This window comes from Candidatus Woesearchaeota archaeon (assembly GCA_016928155.1).
Lineage (GTDB): Archaea > Nanobdellota > Nanobdellia > Woesearchaeales > JAFGLG01 > JAFGLG01.
On the sequence record JAFGLG010000011.1, the window covers coordinates 15,291 to 32,932 of the forward strand.

The 17,642-nt window shown below is 47.8% G+C and carries 13 protein-coding genes; all 13 read right to left on the reverse strand.

Annotated elements, in window-relative coordinates; all coding sequences use genetic code 11:
* Positions 1-2: 2 nt before the first annotated feature.
* The gene (locus JW968_05965; GenBank protein MBN1386490.1) at positions 3-1,451 is read right to left on the reverse strand and encodes a hypothetical protein; all 1,449 of its coding nucleotides are present in this window, start codon (positions 1,449-1,451) and stop codon (positions 3-5) included.
* 209 nt (positions 1,452-1,660) lie between these two features.
* On the reverse strand, positions 1,661-1,924 hold the full coding sequence (locus tag JW968_05970) for a YhbY family RNA-binding protein (GenBank protein ID MBN1386491.1): 264 nt from the start codon (positions 1,922-1,924) through the stop codon (positions 1,661-1,663).
* 62 nt (positions 1,925-1,986) lie between these two features.
* Complete coding sequence (locus JW968_05975; protein ID MBN1386492.1) at positions 1,987-2,466, reverse strand: GNAT family N-acetyltransferase; 480 nt, start codon at positions 2,464-2,466, stop codon at positions 1,987-1,989.
* A gap of 5 nt (positions 2,467-2,471) precedes the next feature.
* Entirely contained in the window at positions 2,472-3,278 is an 807-nt protein-coding gene (locus JW968_05980; GenBank protein MBN1386493.1) for a DUF814 domain-containing protein, read from the reverse strand.
* 71 nt (positions 3,279-3,349) lie between these two features.
* Positions 3,350-4,264: a type II secretion system F family protein gene (locus tag JW968_05985; GenBank protein MBN1386494.1), complete on the reverse strand. Its 915-nt coding sequence runs from the start codon at positions 4,262-4,264 to the stop codon at positions 3,350-3,352.
* A gap of 1 nt (position 4,265) precedes the next feature.
* A complete protein-coding gene (locus tag JW968_05990) occupies positions 4,266-6,152 on the reverse strand; it encodes a type II secretion system F family protein (protein MBN1386495.1) in 1,887 nt (628 codons plus the stop codon).
* Between the two features lie 95 nt (positions 6,153-6,247).
* Positions 6,248-6,427, reverse strand: coding sequence for a hypothetical protein (locus JW968_05995; GenBank protein MBN1386496.1), 180 nt, complete (start codon positions 6,425-6,427; stop codon positions 6,248-6,250).
* 9 nt (positions 6,428-6,436) lie between these two features.
* Entirely contained in the window at positions 6,437-8,434 is a 1,998-nt protein-coding gene (locus JW968_06000; GenBank protein ID MBN1386497.1) for a type II/IV secretion system ATPase subunit, read from the reverse strand.
* Between the two features lies 1 nt (position 8,435).
* A complete protein-coding gene (locus JW968_06005) occupies positions 8,436-9,155 on the reverse strand; it encodes a hypothetical protein (GenBank protein ID MBN1386498.1) in 720 nt (239 codons plus the stop codon).
* Positions 9,156-9,159: 4 nt separating this feature from the next.
* On the reverse strand, positions 9,160-9,735 hold the full coding sequence (locus JW968_06010; GenBank protein ID MBN1386499.1) for a hypothetical protein: 576 nt from the start codon (positions 9,733-9,735) through the stop codon (positions 9,160-9,162).
* 49 nt (positions 9,736-9,784) lie between these two features.
* Positions 9,785-10,291 carry a hypothetical protein gene (locus JW968_06015; GenBank protein MBN1386500.1) on the reverse strand — a complete coding sequence of 169 codons (507 nt, stop codon included), beginning with the start codon at positions 10,289-10,291 and terminating at the stop codon, positions 9,785-9,787.
* Between the two features lie 18 nt (positions 10,292-10,309).
* Positions 10,310-10,783 carry a hypothetical protein gene (locus JW968_06020; GenBank protein ID MBN1386501.1) on the reverse strand — a complete coding sequence of 158 codons (474 nt, stop codon included), beginning with the start codon at positions 10,781-10,783 and terminating at the stop codon, positions 10,310-10,312.
* 174 nt (positions 10,784-10,957) lie between these two features.
* Positions 10,958-17,641 (reverse strand): hypothetical protein, encoded by a 6,684-nt coding sequence (locus JW968_06025; protein ID MBN1386502.1) that lies wholly within the window; start codon positions 17,639-17,641, stop codon positions 10,958-10,960.
* Position 17,642: the final 1 nt, after the last annotated feature.

Consider the following 17,642-nt stretch of genomic DNA (forward strand, 5'->3'; position numbering starts at 1 on the left):
CTTTACCAGGATAGCATCCCGTTGTGCTTCTTGAAGTTCTTGTAGCATTGGTAGGTCTGTGTCCTGATCGTCTTGGTGATCTTGGCTGACGCTTTGCCTTTGAGGTATTTCTGCTTTGATGATTCGGCAGGTGCATCGCTCTTCGGCGCAGGCCCTTTGAATATGGACACGAACGGGTCAAGTATCCCTCTTACTATGGTCTGTTCGACTGGCTTCTTCTCTGCTTTCTTGGCCCTGGCCTCTTCCGCTGATCCCAGATTCTCGCCTGATTCCACGAGGTATCCTCTCAGGTCCTCTCCCAGCGACTCCATGGCTGCCTTGACTGACTGGTCTATGGAGACAAGCAGGTCCAGGTTCTCCTCATTCCTGTATTTTATGTAGTTCTTTATCTGCTTGTCTTCCCACACATATCCTCTCCAGACTATCTCCAGCCTTCCGACATGTATCGGGCCCTTGTGGGCGTATGAATCCTTCTGGAAGTCCAGCTTCGGCTGTGACCTGAAATGGAAGTTGAGCAGTATCACCGCATTCAGCCCCTGGCTTTCCTTCCTGTGGGCGAGCAGCTCTACCTCGACGACATTTCCCTCGAATGCACCGATGAGGTCTACGCTGTTTATGTGGTCTTCGAACATGGTGAGCCTCCTGACATTCCTCAGGTATGGCTTGACCCAGCTCATGTACATGTTTATGACATCGAAATGCTGCCTGAGATATTTCAGGGTGAATTTCCTCCTGTTCTCGAGCTCATTCTGGGTCGCTTCCCTCCATGTTATGTATGAGAAAAGCTTCCTCTTGAGGACTTCCTTTATCTTCCTGTTGAATTTCAGAGCATCGATAACTTCATTTACCTCTTTGTGGGCCTTCGGGTGGACTGAGAAGAACAGGTCTGGCAGTGTGGCGAATCCGACCTGGGATGACATGCCGTAGACTGATGCCGGGTTCTTTGTCCCGCCTTCCACAAGGTCTATCCATACCCCTTTGAGGGATATCTCTGCTGCCTCATCTCCGGTCAGGCTTCGCTTGTAGTATATCAGCTTCTCGTCGAGGACTCTCAGCTCCCTCACAAGCTGGAACAGCTCTTTTACCATCTTGCCTATCAGGCCGAGGTAGTTGCTTATCTGGCTCTGCTGGAGCTGCAGCCTCTGTTGCGCTGCTCCCCAGAATGAGCTGTGCTCTGATGCTGCATATATGTCCATGACCTTGGTCATGTAGGCGAAGTCCTGGTCATATCTCAGCTGGTGTATTATCCAGTAATAATGCTCCTCGAGTGATAGGTTGTCCTCTTCGAATATTATATTGAGCCGCCCGGCCGGCTGCGGATAGCTTGTAGGCTCTTTCTTGCCTTTCCTCGACTTCTGTATCATCTCCACATCCCCCAGTCCGAGCTCCTCGAATTTATTCTTCAGGACCTCCTGGTTCGGTATTGATGATGGCACGGGTAGCGGGCTCATTTTTCCTCTTTTTTTCCTTGTTTGGTATGTCTGTCTTCAGTTTCTGTGTATTTAAATATTTGCGCTGTTTTTCACACGCAAAGCCTGTTGATTACTGCAAAGTGAAAATTATTCCTGTTTTTTCTGGTTATTCTGCGTAATGGTTATTCTGTGTACTCTGGTTATTCTTTGTATTGAATATTCTTTGTATTGAATATTATTTTTATTGTTTATTCTTTGTATATCAGCACTGTGAAACCGACTCTCTGGACAAGCTGTGCTCCTGTCTTTGCGCAGATCTCATCTGCCATCATGTCCTTGATCCCGGTGCCCTTGTCTTCGATGAGCGCCTTCAGCATCTTGATCTTGACCAGCTTCCTCTTCTGCAGGTGCTTCTTTATCTCTATTACCTGCATATCTGTAAGCCCGTTCTTGCCTATCCGGACTATAGGCTTGAGAGTCTGGCCTTTTGATTTGAGCTCTTTGATATCCATTTTTCATCTGCACCTTTGCCATGATGATGTTATTTTTGTGTGAAGAGGCATGGGTCTGGCCTTCATAATATCATCCTGTATTCGTCTATGTAATCCTCGAATCCCTGGGATTTCCAGAATTCCTTTGATGGGTTGTTGCCTGTGTATATCATCACTTTCACCCACTTTATTTTCTTCTTCTTGAACCAGTCCAATATCGCATTTGACAGCTCTGTGCCTGTGCCTGTCCCCCGGTATGCCCCTTTTACATATAGGTCCCCGATTATGCCCATCCTCCTGAGCTTGAATATCGGCGGCGTGCTCTCCACCCATCCGCTGACGAAACCTATGACCCTCCTGTCTGCCTCAGCGACATAGAACTTGAAATCCTTGTTGAAGAAGCTCATCTTGTTGTATATGTTGTCGTACATCCTCGCTTTCCTGTCTTTCGCGAGCAGGTTGTCTATCCTCGACTCGTACTTGAACAGCTCTGATTTCAGCTTTATTATCATGCTGAGGTCATTTTTGTCTGCTTCGCGTATGCTTAGTTCCGCTCTTCCCATTGGTCTCATCTCACATCGCAGCTTCCTGGAGGCAGTGCCCTTATGATCTCGTCAAGGTCTCCGCCGATCCTCTTCTTTATTATCTTGGCTGCATCGCTTGGTTTCATGCCACCCTGGATGATGTGCACCTGACTATCGCAGTATCTTGACACCTGCCCCATCCTGCCGGAGATTATCTTCCCCTTGAATTCACCTATATCCTCATCAGCAAGCTTGCCCTTGCTTATCACGCCGATGAAGCATTCCAGGCTCGCATTCACATTCTGCCTTTTGCCGTAGACCATGAAGCTTCCTTTGCTCATGTATTCGCCTGCTTTCGCTTCCTTGGTGACCTGGCTTGGCGCCACATGGAACACTTCCAGGCTCCCGAGCCCCATCCTCCATGCCCTTGAGTTTGTGGCTGTGAATGCGGCTGCCTCGGCTATGGATGGCTCTGATGCCTTTTTCTTGTGGGTCTTTATGACAGTGAACGGGCTTCCTGAGAGCGACGCGTGGAAGACGACATCATCTGGTTCTGTGTGCTTCTTTATCAGGATCTCGTTTGTGGTTGCATCCCTTCCTGCGATTATGAGGTATCCGTCTGTGGTCAGGCTCCACCTGAATTTCTCGAACCACTTCCTCTCTGTCTTCAGGACCTTTCTGCCCATCTCTTTCTTCTCCTGCTCCTTCTTCTCCTCGGTCTTGTATCTTCCCTCGAATTTCCTGATGGCCTCTTCAGCGCCTGCGATCTTCTTCTTTGATTTCTTTGCCTTCTCAAAATATGCTGTTGCGTTCTCTTCCACTGTTTTGGTGATATCTAGTGTTATTTTCATTTTAGGAGCTGGAGTGATCTGCGGATCTTGGGCAATCAGCCCGGGATCATGATGGTCTATATGATGATGGATTACAGTATCCCCTGTGATATGCTGATGGTCACGAATGCCACTGTCATGAGCACCAGCGAGTGCTTGAGCCCGGATGCGAACTCTCCCTCCGCCATCTTGCCCAGGACTATGCCTGCAAAGAATCCCTGTATGAGTGATATCATCATGAGTATCCCGTATAGGCTCATGCCCCATGCGACCACAGATGAGATGAATGCTGTCGGTGTGGTGAGTTCTATGGAGACTTTCTGCGTCAGCGAGCTGGAGGCTGCAACACCTTCGAAGCCTTCTCCTCCAGCCACAAAACCTAACCCTTCCCCGCCCATTATGGCAGGTATCACGATGTTCTGGACCACTATCATGGTGGCAAGGAATACGAAGAATATTATGTAGCTCTGCACTATCTGGCTCTGCACTGTGGCTTTTCGCCTGTCTTTTATCTCTTTTATCTTGAGGAGAGATTCTGTTATGGTGTTGAGGACATCCTCCATGTTTCCGCCGGATTCCTCTGCCTCGATGACTGTGGATATCGCCCTCTTGATCACAGTGCTCCTTGTTGAATTGGAGAACCTGATCAATGAATCATGTACTGAAAGCCCCCATTCTATCTGGTTTGCCATCTTCCTTATGTATGGCGTCAGTTTTCCGTAATCCCTCTTGGAGATGTGAGTGATGGCTTTTGAGAAGGGCATGCCTGACTTGACAGCTGCCACGAGGTTCCTTACGAAGTCAGGGAAGCTCCTCTCGACATCCTTCAGCCTCTGCTTCTCGACGAAATAGTCCAGCCATTTCAGAGACCATGCCAACAAGAATGATATCACTATGATGGGCAGGAACCAGGGCGTGTCATACAGGAAGAGGAAGTCCATGAGTATCAGGGCCATGGCTATTATTATCATCACGATGTACTTTTTCTTCATCTCTTCTTTCGGCATATTAGACACCTGGTTGGCTTAGTGAGAAGAATACGATGAACATGAGATTCAGCACTGGTATGAGCACATAGGTCCCGAGAGCTATCATCACATTGGCATCGAAGCCTAGCACCTTCCCTCCGAGCATGCTCACCAGCGTGAGTGTGACGATGAAGAAGAGCGGTGCTGCCAGCAGTATCCCTGTGTATATGTCTGAGGCAGTCGAGATTATCTCGTTGTATTTCTGCCTTGTTATCTCATAGTTTGTCATCTGCTCCTCTGATTCCTGCCTGAGGTAGTTCAGTATGTCTCCTCCTGACTCTATCGTGCTCACGAATCCTTCGAAGAATTCCCTGAGTGCCCTGCTTGGCGTTGTGGAGCTGACTGATTTCATTGCTGTGAGCAGGTCATAGCCGAGCAGGTCTGTGAATTCCACGATCTTTGAGAACTCCACGCTTATCTCGCCGTATTCCTCGCTCTCTGAGATTAGCCTGAACATCCTTATCGGGGGCACGCCTGATGTGGCCACAGCGCTTACGTGGTTGATTGCAAACGGGAGGTTCTTCTCTATATTGTGCCTTCTCCCCTTGAGCTTGATTCCTGGGTATGCGTAGAAGCTGAAGAACACTATCCCAGTGGTCAGTATCGTCATCACCACAGACTTGACCAGTATCATGAGAGGGTTGTTGCCTGTGATCGTGAATAGGAAAGAATATGCTGGGACTGAGATGATGAAGGAGAGTGTGGATAAGAATATCATTATGTTCGTGTATGTGTTGGACAGTATGTTCATGTTGGAGAGCCTTATTGAGCTGTAGAGGTTCCTGAATGTGTCAGGGAAATTCTCCAGGAGGTATGATGTTATCTTCTTGATGGTTATTGTGGAGATGTAGCCGAGTTTCGAGGGCTGGTGTATCTTGAGCAGCTCCTTGTTCTCTATCACATGCTCTATCTGCCTGGCCTCTTCGAGTATGAGCGTGTCCTTCAGCCCGTAGTCCTCGATCTCCAGCTTCTCTTCAGGCAGCCAGGACTTGAACTCTTCTTCTCCTTTTCCCTGCTTCTTCTTCGAGATGAACTTCTTGAGGATATACCTGAAGTAGGATCTGTCCCAGAGGGTCCCGAAGAGAGTGACCTGATCGGGTTTGGAGTATTCTGTGTTCTTTGGCATTGAGGCGTAATGTGCGGCCTTCTCAGGATCAGGTGTCCTTGCCTTCTCCAGTATCTTCCTTGCTGCGCTGTCCTTGTGCACATAGACCGGCTCTTCTTCTTCTGAATGGACTGCCACATAATCCCTGATTTTTTGCGGGGCAGCCGCAGGCCTTTCATGGATCTCTTCCCTTTTCACAATGCGCTTTATCTTTTCGAATGTCTTGGGAGCGACCTTCACTTCAGCCTCTGCCTTGTGCGGCTTGGGCTCCTCTGATTTAGGCATCCTCTCCCTGGAGAAGACCGGTTTCTGGAAGACTGTCCTCTTTGTAGGCTTCCTTGCAGGCTCATGTTTCTTGATCTCGCTCAGTGGCACCTCTTTCAGAGGCCCGGTGAGCTGTTTCCCTCTCATGACGACTGGTGCCGGCAGCTTGGACATTATCTCCTCTGATTCCTTGCTTATCCCGGCCTCCATCATATCCTTCGATACCATGTAAGCCATCTGTGAGTTCAGCGCCCTGGCTTCTGCTATCAGGGAGTTTATGGTCGAGGTATAGTATCCCTGCCAGTATCTCTTCGGATTCCCCCTTAGGAGGTGCTTGAGCCTGAACGTGTATGTCTCATGGTCTATGGATTTTTCCTGATACTCATTGAATATCCTCTTCTGCTCGAGCTCTATCCTGTTCCTGAGAGTCATGTGCTGCTCTATCTCGTCTGACAGTTCCAGTATCCTGCGCGCAATCTCTCTTAGGTCATTGTTCATGGTATCATTCGTGTCCTGTTGTGGTTATCTTCTTTTTTAATGGTCTTCTGCAATGGTCTTCCGCAATGGTCTTTTGCGATGGTCTTCCCATCTTATTATCTTATCATTCTTTTGAGATTGATCTCGTTCTCGTATATTATCCTGAGCAGCTTGTCCTTAGCGAACCTTATTTTCGCATGTGTCGGCAGGCTTGAATCACGCGGTGATTTCTCAAGTATGTCTAGAAGTCTCATGACCTGCTGTGTATTCTGCCGTATTTTTTCCAGATGTGCCATGATAACACGCTATAATTTCTTCAGCCTGTCACTGAGGTCCTGAAGCTTTCGTGCAATCTCATTCAATCTCTCCTCTTCATCTGAGAGCTTCCTTATCAGTTCTGGATAGGCCATGCTTGGCCTTGCTTCGGCTGCTCTGGAAGGTGACTGAACTTGATGCCCCTGGGCTTCAGGCTGCTGGTTTTGCCGGATGTTCTCTCGCTCGGCTGCCTCTCTTTCTATGACGACATGATGCTGCCCGGATTGCTGCCCGGATTGCTCTGCATGCCCGGTAAAGGATCCCCTTTCATCATATTCCTTGCCTGTGAACCCATCCATAGGCATGATTTCCTCTTCTTTGATGTCCAGCTGCTGCAGCACCAATGAAGGGTTCTTGTAGTACAGGTTGATCATCTTGGTGAATTCCTTGAAATTGATTATGTGCCTCTTCAGCATCCTGCCGAGGACTTCTGCCCTGATGGCCATCTCCTTGGACAGCTTCTCGACAGGTATCCCTGATCTCTCTGTTATCCTGTTCAGGACCACTGAGGCATTGCTGAATCCGAAAGTGTCATTTGCGGGGTCCCATTCGACAAACGTGTTGTATTTGACCTCACCGTTTGGTTTCACGTCAATTATCTCATTCAGCTGGGTCATCCTCCTGAAGTTCTTCTCCCTGCCCTTGACATGCGTGGTCACGCAGACTATGTCGAGTGATTTTACCAGTGATGCGCTGAGGTTTATCGGCGGTGTCTGGAGCCTCTGTGTCAGTGTCTCCACAGATGCTGCGTGGAATGTTCCGAAAGAGGGGTGTCCTGATGCCATCCCCTGGAACAGGACCGACGCTTCCTGCCCCCTGATCTCTCCGACTATCACATAGTCAGGGTTCTGCCTGAAGCTCTCCTTGAGCAGGTCGAATAATGATACGCCGCCGTATGTCTCTCCGAGTATGTTCGGTATGCCGTATCCCAGCCTCACGACTGCAGGGAGCCAGTTCTCGTGCGCCAGGTTTATCTCTCTTGTGTCCTCTATGGAGCAGACCCTCGATTCTGGGGGTATGAAATACATGAATGAGTTGAGGAAGGTCGTCTTTCCCGATCCTGTCTCTCCGACCACGATTATGTTGAACTTGTGCTCTATTGCGAGCCAGATGTATGCGAAGACAAGCGGCGTCGATGTGCCGTAGTTTATCAGGTGTATGGGAGTCCATGGGTTCTTCGTGAATTTCCTTATCGTGAATGTGGGCCCTCTTGTTGTCACATCCTCGGAATATGTGGCATTCACCCTGGACCCGTCTGGCAGTGTGCCGTCGAGCAGGGGCCTTGCGAAGCTCACATACCTTCCGCATTTCTGCGCAAGCTTCTCCACGAAATTTGTGGCCTCGTCAAGTGTCTGGAGGGTGACATTTGTCCTGATGTTCTCATATTTCCTGTGGACTATGTATATCGGCGTCTTTATTCCGTTGCACTCTATGTCCTCTATGAAGTAATCCTTGAGCAATGGCTCGATGAGGTTGAGCCCGACATAGTCCCTGTAGATGTAGTACATGGCCTTGAGGTATGTCTTTTTGGTCACTTTCGTGCCGAGCTCTGTGAGTATTGACTGCACATTCTTCTCCAGATAGGATATGACCTTGTGCTCCATCAGGGAGTTGATGAAGCTCACGTTTATCATCTCCTCGAGGGCGAGCTTGATGAGTTTCAGGAGCTGCTGTTCTGTGTCGCTCAGCTGGGGCTCCTCCACCTCGTATAAGAGCTCGTTCTGCGTATTGTCCCAGTAGATGTGGGCATATGCATATGGCGCTATGAGGGGATATCTTATGTCTATCTCTTTCTTGTTCTCGAAAGGAGGTATGGAGATGAGCTTTGGCCTTAGGTCAATCTTGAAGAATGTGTGGAAAGTCTGTATCCCTTCTTCTTTCTTCTTCTCCTTGGATGTTATTATCATCTCTGCTGCTTTGGGGCCTACCTGCTGTTCCAGTTCCTCCTGCTCTTTCGGTTTCTTGTCCTTGAAGAGGATTTTGCTCACCTCATTGCATCACAGCCTTGACCCTGACGAAATCCGTGTTCGATTCGAGTGTGAATGAGAGCTCGTATTGTTTTGTGGCATTTTCGTCTGTTGGATCGTCTGTGGTGTTGATGAACGCTGTCACAGTGGCCTCTGCCAGCGTGTCTCCTATCTCTGATATCCGCACATATCCGTTGCCTTCCCCGAACTGTTCTTCTCCCAGTATGTAGAAGTCGAATTCCCCGTCAGTCTTCTCTCCTGTCGGCAGGTACTCGGCATATTCTATCAGGTCTGATGTGTTCAGGCTTCCCCATTCCTCCTGGGATCCGATTTTCCTGAAGGCGAACTTCACATTGCTGTTCTCCATGAAGTAATGCGTCCCGTTCTCCCATGTCTCGACATCTGCGCAGGATAATATCCTCAGGTTGCCCAGCCTTATCTCTGATCTTGGCTCTATTATCTCTGCATCTGTCTCCATGGTCCATTTGAGCACATCATTCTCCACGCTCAGCTCACCTGCCCTTATCTCCAGAGGTATGGCCCTCTGGGTTCCGACCTCTGCCTGGGCCACCTCTATGATGTGCTGGTCCAGGTTGATGAAGTTGTCCCTTGTTCGGGTGAATGTTGCTTTGTCGCTCATCTTGCTGAGCAGGGGCAGACCTCCTTCAAGTATCAGCACTACGACTACTGCTGTGATCAGCAGGTACAGTACAGCTGATACCCAGATCTGTCCTTTCTTCATTGCCTTAGCAGTATTTCCAGTATCTCACATCGATATAATTGTCAGTGCAGACCACAGGCTTATCGATGTCAGATGTCTTCACCATCGCATAGATCCTTAAAAAATCAAGCTCAGTGATATCGTGGGCCTCTGAAACAAGAGCTAGACTATCGCATCCTTCTGGGAGGTCTGCATCAAAATCCAAGGGTATGCTTATTTTTAGTGCTCCTCCGGTATCAACTTCTTCTATATGGGGCAGGTCGCATACATTCCCGTCATTATCTACAAACCTTACCTTGAATCCTTCCAGTTTCTTGTACTGTCCGTTTTCGACTGTGAAGGTCACATTCCACACATTCTCTGTAGAGTTGTCTATGCAGAATTTTGTATCGCCATCTATCTGCATGAAATTCCATTTCACATCCTGTCCGCAGGCTATCTCGCCGGCTGTCCTCTCTTCGGCTCCGCCGACCTGTTCTTTTACATATCTGTTTACCCAGTTCATGATGAGCGCTCCCACTACAACAGTCAGCACCATGAGGAGCACTGCTGCGATGAGCGGGGACACACCACGCTTGTTCATCCTTTGTTTTGTTTTCATTCTCTCATTCACCTCGTTATTGATATTATTTTGATATTATGATATTTCATCATCTGCAGGGCAGGAAATCACCCTGCTCTATGGTGAGCGCCTTTTCCTTGCAGATTATGTCCTCATCATTTATCTTGACAATGGGGCTGAGTTTTATCTGCAATAGGTCATCATTGAGTATTATGTGGTTGTAGGTGTAGTTGATGTGTTTAACTCCTGCTTTCGGTATCCCGCTGTCAGGCAGTGTTATCACATCTATATTGTCTGATTCATCCACGATTATCATGTGCAGCCCTTGTATGTCCACATTCGGCCCGTTCTCCACCATGAGATCCAGGAGATGCTCTGTGCTGTTGATGCATATCTTCTTCCTCCCGTTGACTTCATAGAGCCTTATGCCGACATCGAGCTTGCATTTGTATTGTGTCTCTGTTGTGATGTCTGTCCTCTCTATGCTGCTTTTCGTGTACTGCCTTCCCCAGTTCATGACTATCGCGCCTAGTGCTATTGCGAATGCTATGAGAAGTACTGTTGCTATCAGCGGGCTGATTCCTCTTTTTTTCATGTTTTGCATATTGGCACCCTATCTGCAGCTGGCTTCCTTGCTCATGTTCTTTGACACGAGCCTGTTCCTGCATATTATGACCTCGCCTGCTGTCCTGTCGATATAGACAGGTATGGCCTCGAGGGTTATGATTGTGTCATTGGCCTTCTCGAAGTGCACTGATTTCGTGAGGCTGGGCTTGATGGTCTCATTGATTTCTGTGATATCAGGCGGCGATTCATTGTAGTATTTCCTGAATATGATCTGGTCTATGCGCAGGTTGTTCCTATTTGTTATCTGGGTTTCTATGCTCGAGCTGTTCTTGCATATCGCGTGGTCCATGCTTATTGATATCTGCTCACACCTGTCTGAGTCGAACACCCTTTTCTGTGCTCCTGTGAGAGCTTCTCTTGAATAGTTCTTCATCCATGTCATCATCAGCGCGCTCAGGCCGATGATCATTGCCATGAGGAGTATCCATGAAAGCCAGATTTCTATGCCTCTTTTGTTCATGGGTCTCATGTGTACCAATTTGAGGTTCCTCTGCAGTCCCCATTATTATATATAGGTCTGCTACAAATTACTATACTATTTTCGTATATAGGTATATAAATTTTTTGTATTATTCCACTTTTTTGTGACATTTTTGACCTTTTTTTCATTTTTAAGATGGATTATTTCTGCTTATCATTCATATTTGATTATTTTCTGTGCTTCTTCGCTTCCTGATGTCTTTAATTTTACATAAACAAGATTTTTACCATCAATTTTTCCTTTTTTCTGGAATATAAGGTCAAATCTTCCTGTATATAACTTAAGGTCATCTGATTGAAGCACGATATCCTCATATTTCAGCAGTGTCGTCATTGGGCAGATGTTCTGGTCAAGGGGAAGCCCGAATGATGGATATGGAAGGTCCATGAAGCTTTTGTCCATGAGATAGCTGGCACGCTTGATTATGTTCGAATTCGGGTTGCTCATTAGTATGAATGAATTGTCAAGGCCATCTGTCTCTATTCGTATGTTTTTACCTTCTGGTTTGCCTGCTGCATCCTGGGTCTCGCTTGCCAACCCGACCTGGTATCCGCTGTATTTCAGGACAGCTATCTGCCCGCAGGGTTCCTCAGTGCATGGCGGCAGTGGTGTCCCTTGAATTATGGAACTGTATCCTATGTTCAGCTTAAGCACCTGGAGTTCGCTGATCCCGCAATGCTCATTTTCTGATGGATCATAATTCACAGTCTCAGTGCCGGGATATGACACAGTGATTTCAAGTTCTCCCTCTTCTTCAGGCATGCTGAATCTCAGCATGTAAAGGCCGAGCCCAAGGTCAGTCACTTTCACAGGCACTGCCTGCCCGTTGATAGCTACATTGAAACTCTTCAGGCCTCCGAGCCCGACATTCTCTCCATTGTAGAACGCAGTCACATTTATCATGATCTCCAGGGACTGTCCGGTGTAGTAATCGCCCTCGCTGTCCGGGCAGAATACTGTTATGTCTGTCGGCGAAGCATCAGGCATTATCGTGAAATTTGTTTTTTCTGTATCATTGTACATGCCCACATAGTCTGTGCAGTTGACCTGGTATTCATAGCTCCCCTGCTCAAGGAAAAGCTTGTCCCTGTGGTCCCTGTTCCCTGTTATGCTGAATGGGGTGAGATTCTCCTCATCAGGCTCGATCTGCCTGAACTCGCAGATCGCAGGTTCGTTTGTTGTGACCCAGAATTCCGGGTTCTCGTCCACAACAAGGCCGCGCGGTGTTATTATCGTCACAGCAGGCGGGCCTTTGTAGATGTCGATGTTCACCCTGAAATGCGCTGTGCCTCCCCAGTTTCCTGCCTTGTCCTGCGTCTTTATGTGGAAATACCATATCCCGTTCCTTAGTGTGTATGTGGCATTCCTCTTCTTGTCATATTCCCCCTGCTGGCCTTCATGGATATTGTCAGGTATCGTGTCATTGTATCCGTCAAGTGTATAGCTGTAACCATATATCCCGCTGAGTTCATCCTGACCTGTCCAGTTGATTGTGACTGTGGCATCCTCATACCATTCAGACTGGTCAGGGTGTGTGGTGCTGCTCACATTGACATAAGGATTCACTATGTCCAGGATGATGCCGTCGCTTTTTCCAAGGGTCTCGAGTGATGCTGAGTTGACTGATTTCACATGGAATGTGTAATTGTGCCCGTGATCGAGCTCGAATGGGCTTGCTGATGAGTTAACTACTGTGACCTCTGTGCTCTGCCCGACATAAACCCAGTTGGTTATATTGAGTCCCTCTGTCACATCCCATACCCTGAACATGTACACCAGGGGTATATGGAGGAGCTCTGATTCCCTGTCAGTCGAGTTGTACCAGTATGCATGGAGCATGGTGGCATTGTTTGTGTAGTCCCCGTCATCGACGACAACAGGCGGTGTCGGGGGTGTCGGGTCAAGGCCTGCTCCGCTGAAGTTGTACCATATCGTATCGCTCGTCTCTCTGACATTGCCTGCCCTGTCGCGCACATATAGGAACACTGTCTTCTCTCCGCCGCCTTCGCTAAGCTGCCAGAGCTTTGTGTTTGTGCATTGCTCCCAGCTCGATGTGCTTGAATGCAGGATTATGTTGGTGCTGTTCGGTGAAGCGACAGATGCGTCTGATCTTGAGATATCGCCCCTGAATCTCAGGTCTGTGCCCATTGTGTCGAAGATGAGTGTCTGTCCTGGCACAATAGGTTTCCAGTCTGCTCCGTCATTGTTTGATACATGATAGTCTATCTTCCCTGCCGGCTCTGTGTACTCGACTTCAAGATCCTCGAATATGATGTCTCCTGCAGTTTCTGAATATGCGAAAAGCGGTATGTCGCATGGGTCGAATGCACAGTCACGCAGATATCTCTGGAGATTATATGAGATGTCCTCTCTTTCGCTGCCCTCATATGGTCCTGTCTTGGTCCAGATTATGCGCTTGTCATATTCATAACCCATCTCTATATGGGGATTTGTCGGTGTCCTTGTCTGGTAGAGCCTGAATGCCATGTCATGTGTCGCATTCTCTATCTGATCGCTCCCGTTAATGTAGAATAGCCTTGTGTTCGTATTGTTGTCGTTGACGATACGGGGAGGCTGTTTAAGTCCGGTATCTTTATCAGGTGTTGCATTGTTGACTATATGATAGAACTTTCCCTTTGCCAGTGCTATGCTTTTTGGGAATTCAATCTCGCACCAGTTTGATTTGCTGCAGTAGTAGTCGCTGATTTCGATGATTTTCATGTTGACATCCCTTATGCTGATAGTGCCCTGTCCTCCTTCATTAGGCCCATCTTCAAGATAGAGGCTTACTCCGTTTATCTCTGTATCGCTTGTGATATATATCCGCTCTGCCACAGCATCCCAGTCATCTGCATTCACTGTGCCATTTTGGGTATCGCCGGTCTGCACCCATATCTTGTATTCTCCATTGTTGTTGTTTGCCCCGGTTATGTTCACTTCTGCGCGGTCTATCACTATCTCTTTGGGAAGCCTTATGTAGCCTGTCAGCTTTCCTGACCTGTGGAACCTAAGCGTTTCCGCAGTTCCGCCGTCTGCAAATCTTGTCTCTATCCCCAGGGCCCCTGGTATGTATTGGTCTGCCGACAGCTTGACTGATGCCACCCCTTCAGGGATGATTATCGTGGATGATGTGAAATTCCCGCTTATGTAGCCGTTATTTAGCCTGAGAGTGTCTCCTATCATTGACACATTCTCTCCTGTGAGGTTATCATGTCCGAGATGGATGCTGTATTCCCTGGTTATCCGGGAATTGCTTACCCTGCAGTCTCTTACTCCGCTCATGACTGAATTGTTCTCGACATCCTCGAAGTCCATCTCCAGTATCACGCTTCTTGTGGCTGTGACATTGGGGTTTGTGGATTCGAAACCAGGCACTCCGAGGTTTGATATCGTTATCCAGCCGTTGGGCCTTGTGTTGTCGAGCATGACTTCAGCAGTGCTTAGTATATAATTACCCATCGTGTCTGACACATTTGCAGTGAGTGTCTTGATGCCGTCAGGCTGTGTGTTGTTGAGGCTTATTGTGTGGTTGCCTTTGTAGACTGAATTCCTGTCAGGGTCAGTGAGAAGTACAATCGGCGCAGGCCCTGATTCAGGCGCATCTGCATCGCTCACATTCACAAGGACGCTGTAGTCCAGTCCATTGCCCCTGTATGTCATGTTCATCCTGGTGCCGTCCATGACATAGTATGGCTCGACAATGAGCTCTCCGAGCGGGAATGAATTGTCTGTCCTCACGAGTATCTGCCTTGAGTATCCTAAATTGCCAAGATGGTCATATGCGCGGACCTGCAGTGTATGTGCGCCGTCATTGGCCAATGTTGTGTTCCATACATGATAAGCACCTATATTGAAGAATGTGTCTCCATCTATTGAGAGCTGGACACGTGCCACATCACCTGGACCTGCATCTGTTGCATTATAGGTTATATTGACAAGCCTGCTCAGGTACTGATCAGGGAAAGGATAGGTTATATTGATTTCAGGCGGTGTATTGTCCACATAGCATGGGATAGAATGGTCGCTGTATGTGTTTCCCATGGCATCTTTTGCTGTTGCGCGGACCTGCATGAGTCCGTCATAGACTGTTTTTGTATCGAGATTCAAGCTCCAGTTGTTTGCCTCTTTTGTCGTGTACCCGAGTGTGCTGTATTCCAGCTGGTCCTGTGTGTATTCGAAGAGTATTGATTCTGTGTCTGATGCAGTGCCGTTCACATTGACTGATACTGTGCCTGTTATTGTGCACAGGAGAGGTGAGCCGAGAAGATGGATCGGTTCAAGGCTCACATTTGAGAAAGAGGGGTCTGTCCTGTCTATTGTTACCGGATGCTCAGTATCATTTCCGATGTAACCGCCGAGCTCGTCAAATCCATCTGCCTGTATTGTATAATCTCCGTCTGGGAATCCTGATATGTCCCAGAAGAACTCCCAGTTGGGCTCATGCAGCCACCAGGTGACATTCTGCAGGCCTGTGATGTTCAGCGATACATTGTTTGTGTTGCCCGGACCTATCACTGTGACGGTTATATTATCATTCATGACAATCCCGGATAATGGATAGATTATTGTTATTGCCTCTGGTGTATTATCTACTGTAAATCCGAATATTTCTGAATATGCCTGATTGTCCTCAGTGTCATTTACCCGGAGCTGAAGTGTGTGCCAGCCATCACCATAGTTTCTTGTATCCCAGGGGTTTGTCTCATTTGGTATTGGTATCCACCCTGTTGAGTCGATATTCCATTCCCATGTATCCCAATCCACTCCCGCTATGTTGTCTGTTGCGGAATATTCTGCTGAAATCTGCCCTGCAATCAGTGTTCCCGGGACAGGATTTGTCAGTGTTATCTGAGGTGGTGTGTTGTCGATTGCCAGGTCTGTCGCGTTGCTCTCCCCCATGTTCCCTGCGCTGTCATAGAGCAGCGCTCTTAATGTGTAAAAGTTTCCGTCAGGCGCTTCTGTCGTGTCCCACATCACCTGGAATGGCGCTGCATAGTCTGTCTCGATAGGCAGCCAGTTTCCTAATCCTTGCCTGTATTCGAAAACTGCCATCTGCGTGTCTGGACTTGCTTCGCTGACTGCTATTGATTCAGTATGGGACAATATAGGACCGTCAACATTCAATGATCCTGTTGGATCGGTCGTGTCCTTTATCACAATCACTGAATCCTCGCCGAGCTTGCATGGCCATATGGGCTGATACAGGCAATACCATGGATAATTTCCTGGAAGGAAGCGGTATGCTTTTGCAGTTATCTCATAGCTCCCGTCTTCTAGGCTTGTTGTATAATGAATATATTCCCAGATGTCCCCTGATGTATATAGCTCTATTGAAGCCATATGGGTGGTGTTTATGGTGAGGTTTATCCATGCTGCATCATGCGCAATCATCTTGATGAGGACCTCATCCTCGATATAAGAATGATCACCTGGCTGTACAATCAGGACTCCGGGAGGGGTATTATCTATCAGGACCTCGACGCTGTCATATCCATAGTTGCCTGCTGCATCCTTGACTCTCATTGTCACCTGTAAGGTCATGTCAGGCCATTCTGTGGTGTTCCATTCATGCCTTGACTGGGGTATGTTGTTTGCTGGCTTCCATTCTGCTCCCTCGCCTATCCTTATTTCTGCAGAATTTGAAAGTGCATCCCAGGAAAGCTCATAGGTTATGTTTATCACACCGAACACTATCTCAGTGGCACCAGGGCTTGTTATGTTGATTTCAGGCGGCCCTGAATCAAGTATTATATCATATATCGTGATGTTTGTGTTGTTTGCGATGTCCCTGACTTGGTAGTGTATCTCCTTGGCACCGTCATCAGGTCCGAGATACCATACTCTCTGGGATTCGCACGGCTCCCAAGCCCATCCTTCAAGCTCTGTTGCATTATGCCCGTATCTGCATCTCTTCTCATCTGTCCTGTCAGGGAAGATTGTATCCAGATTATCAGAGAAGTCAAGCTCAAGATTCACGAACTCTGTGTTGGAGTAAGAAATTCCGAGATACACCAAGGCAGATGGCACTTCTATTGATGCATTTGGTTTTATGTTATCAAGATATATCTGTTTTTGGATGTTTAACCCGCTCCCGAATCCTGTATCTGCAAGGACATTTACGGTTTTCCATTCGTCAGGCGATCCAAGCCCAGATGAACCCTGTGTATATACCGCATCATGTGCAGCCTGATCATATCCTGTTCCCTCATCATTGAATTGGAGGGGTTCGGTTCTGGAACCGGACCATTGGATTGTGCCTGTGACATCATATCCGATATCTGCTCCATAATATCTCTTGAGCAGGAAAGTGTTGTTGTTGAACACATCAGGCTCGATGACGAGCTGGCCTACTGAGACAGGAGGTGCCTCTGCGCATATCTGCCCTATCTGGTATGGCCCGAAATATGTCTGCCCCTTGTGTCTTACCCTTCCTGATATGAGCATCCCGTCTTTCATGTATGCTCCGTAGATCTCCAGCGATGTGCATGGAGGTGAATATGATGTGAAATCAGTGTTCTCGATTGTCGAGAAGGATATGTTTGATCCTCCGGGTATGACTGAATTGTTTATGAAAGAATCAAGGCCGTAGGTTGTATCGCCTGGATTCGTGATAGCAGAGCTGAATATCTCGACATTCATCATGTGTGCCATGTTGACATCAGATGACCCATTGCAGTAGCATCCGTGAGGATACAGCTCCGATATGTCCATGTTATCAGTATAGATGCATGAATCATCTATATGGCACTCTCTTACCCAGGGCTGGGCTTCTGTAGGTCTGGCTGAGATGAGCAGTATTGCGATGATGCATGTCCAGAATATCATCCTCTTTTTCATT

Bases quoted from the DNA above. Each gene is read 5' to 3' on its own strand.
- JW968_06025 (MBN1386502.1), bottom strand. From the start codon at position 17,641: ATGAAAAAGAGGATGATATTCTGGACATGCATCATCGCAATACTGCTC.
- JW968_05990 (MBN1386495.1), bottom strand. From the start codon at position 6,152: ATGAACAATGACCTAAGAGAGATTGCGCGCAGGATACTGGAACTGTCA.
- JW968_05970 (MBN1386491.1), bottom strand. From the start codon at position 1,924: ATGGATATCAAAGAGCTCAAATCAAAAGGCCAGACTCTCAAGCCTATA.
- JW968_05985 (MBN1386494.1), bottom strand. From the start codon at position 4,264: ATGCCGAAAGAAGAGATGAAGAAAAAGTACATCGTGATGATAATAATA.
- JW968_06005 (MBN1386498.1), bottom strand. From the start codon at position 9,155: ATGAAGAAAGGACAGATCTGGGTATCAGCTGTACTGTACCTGCTGATC.
- JW968_05965 (MBN1386490.1), bottom strand. From the start codon at position 1,451: ATGAGCCCGCTACCCGTGCCATCATCAATACCGAACCAGGAGGTCCTG.
- JW968_05975 (MBN1386492.1), bottom strand. From the start codon at position 2,466: ATGGGAAGAGCGGAACTAAGCATACGCGAAGCAGACAAAAATGACCTC.
- JW968_06020 (MBN1386501.1), bottom strand. From the start codon at position 10,783: ATGAACAAAAGAGGCATAGAAATCTGGCTTTCATGGATACTCCTCATG.
- JW968_06010 (MBN1386499.1), bottom strand. From the start codon at position 9,735: ATGAAAACAAAACAAAGGATGAACAAGCGTGGTGTGTCCCCGCTCATC.
- JW968_05980 (MBN1386493.1), bottom strand. From the start codon at position 3,278: ATGAAAATAACACTAGATATCACCAAAACAGTGGAAGAGAACGCAACA.
- JW968_06015 (MBN1386500.1), bottom strand. From the start codon at position 10,291: ATGAAAAAAAGAGGAATCAGCCCGCTGATAGCAACAGTACTTCTCATA.
- JW968_05995 (MBN1386496.1), bottom strand. From the start codon at position 6,427: ATGGCACATCTGGAAAAAATACGGCAGAATACACAGCAGGTCATGAGA.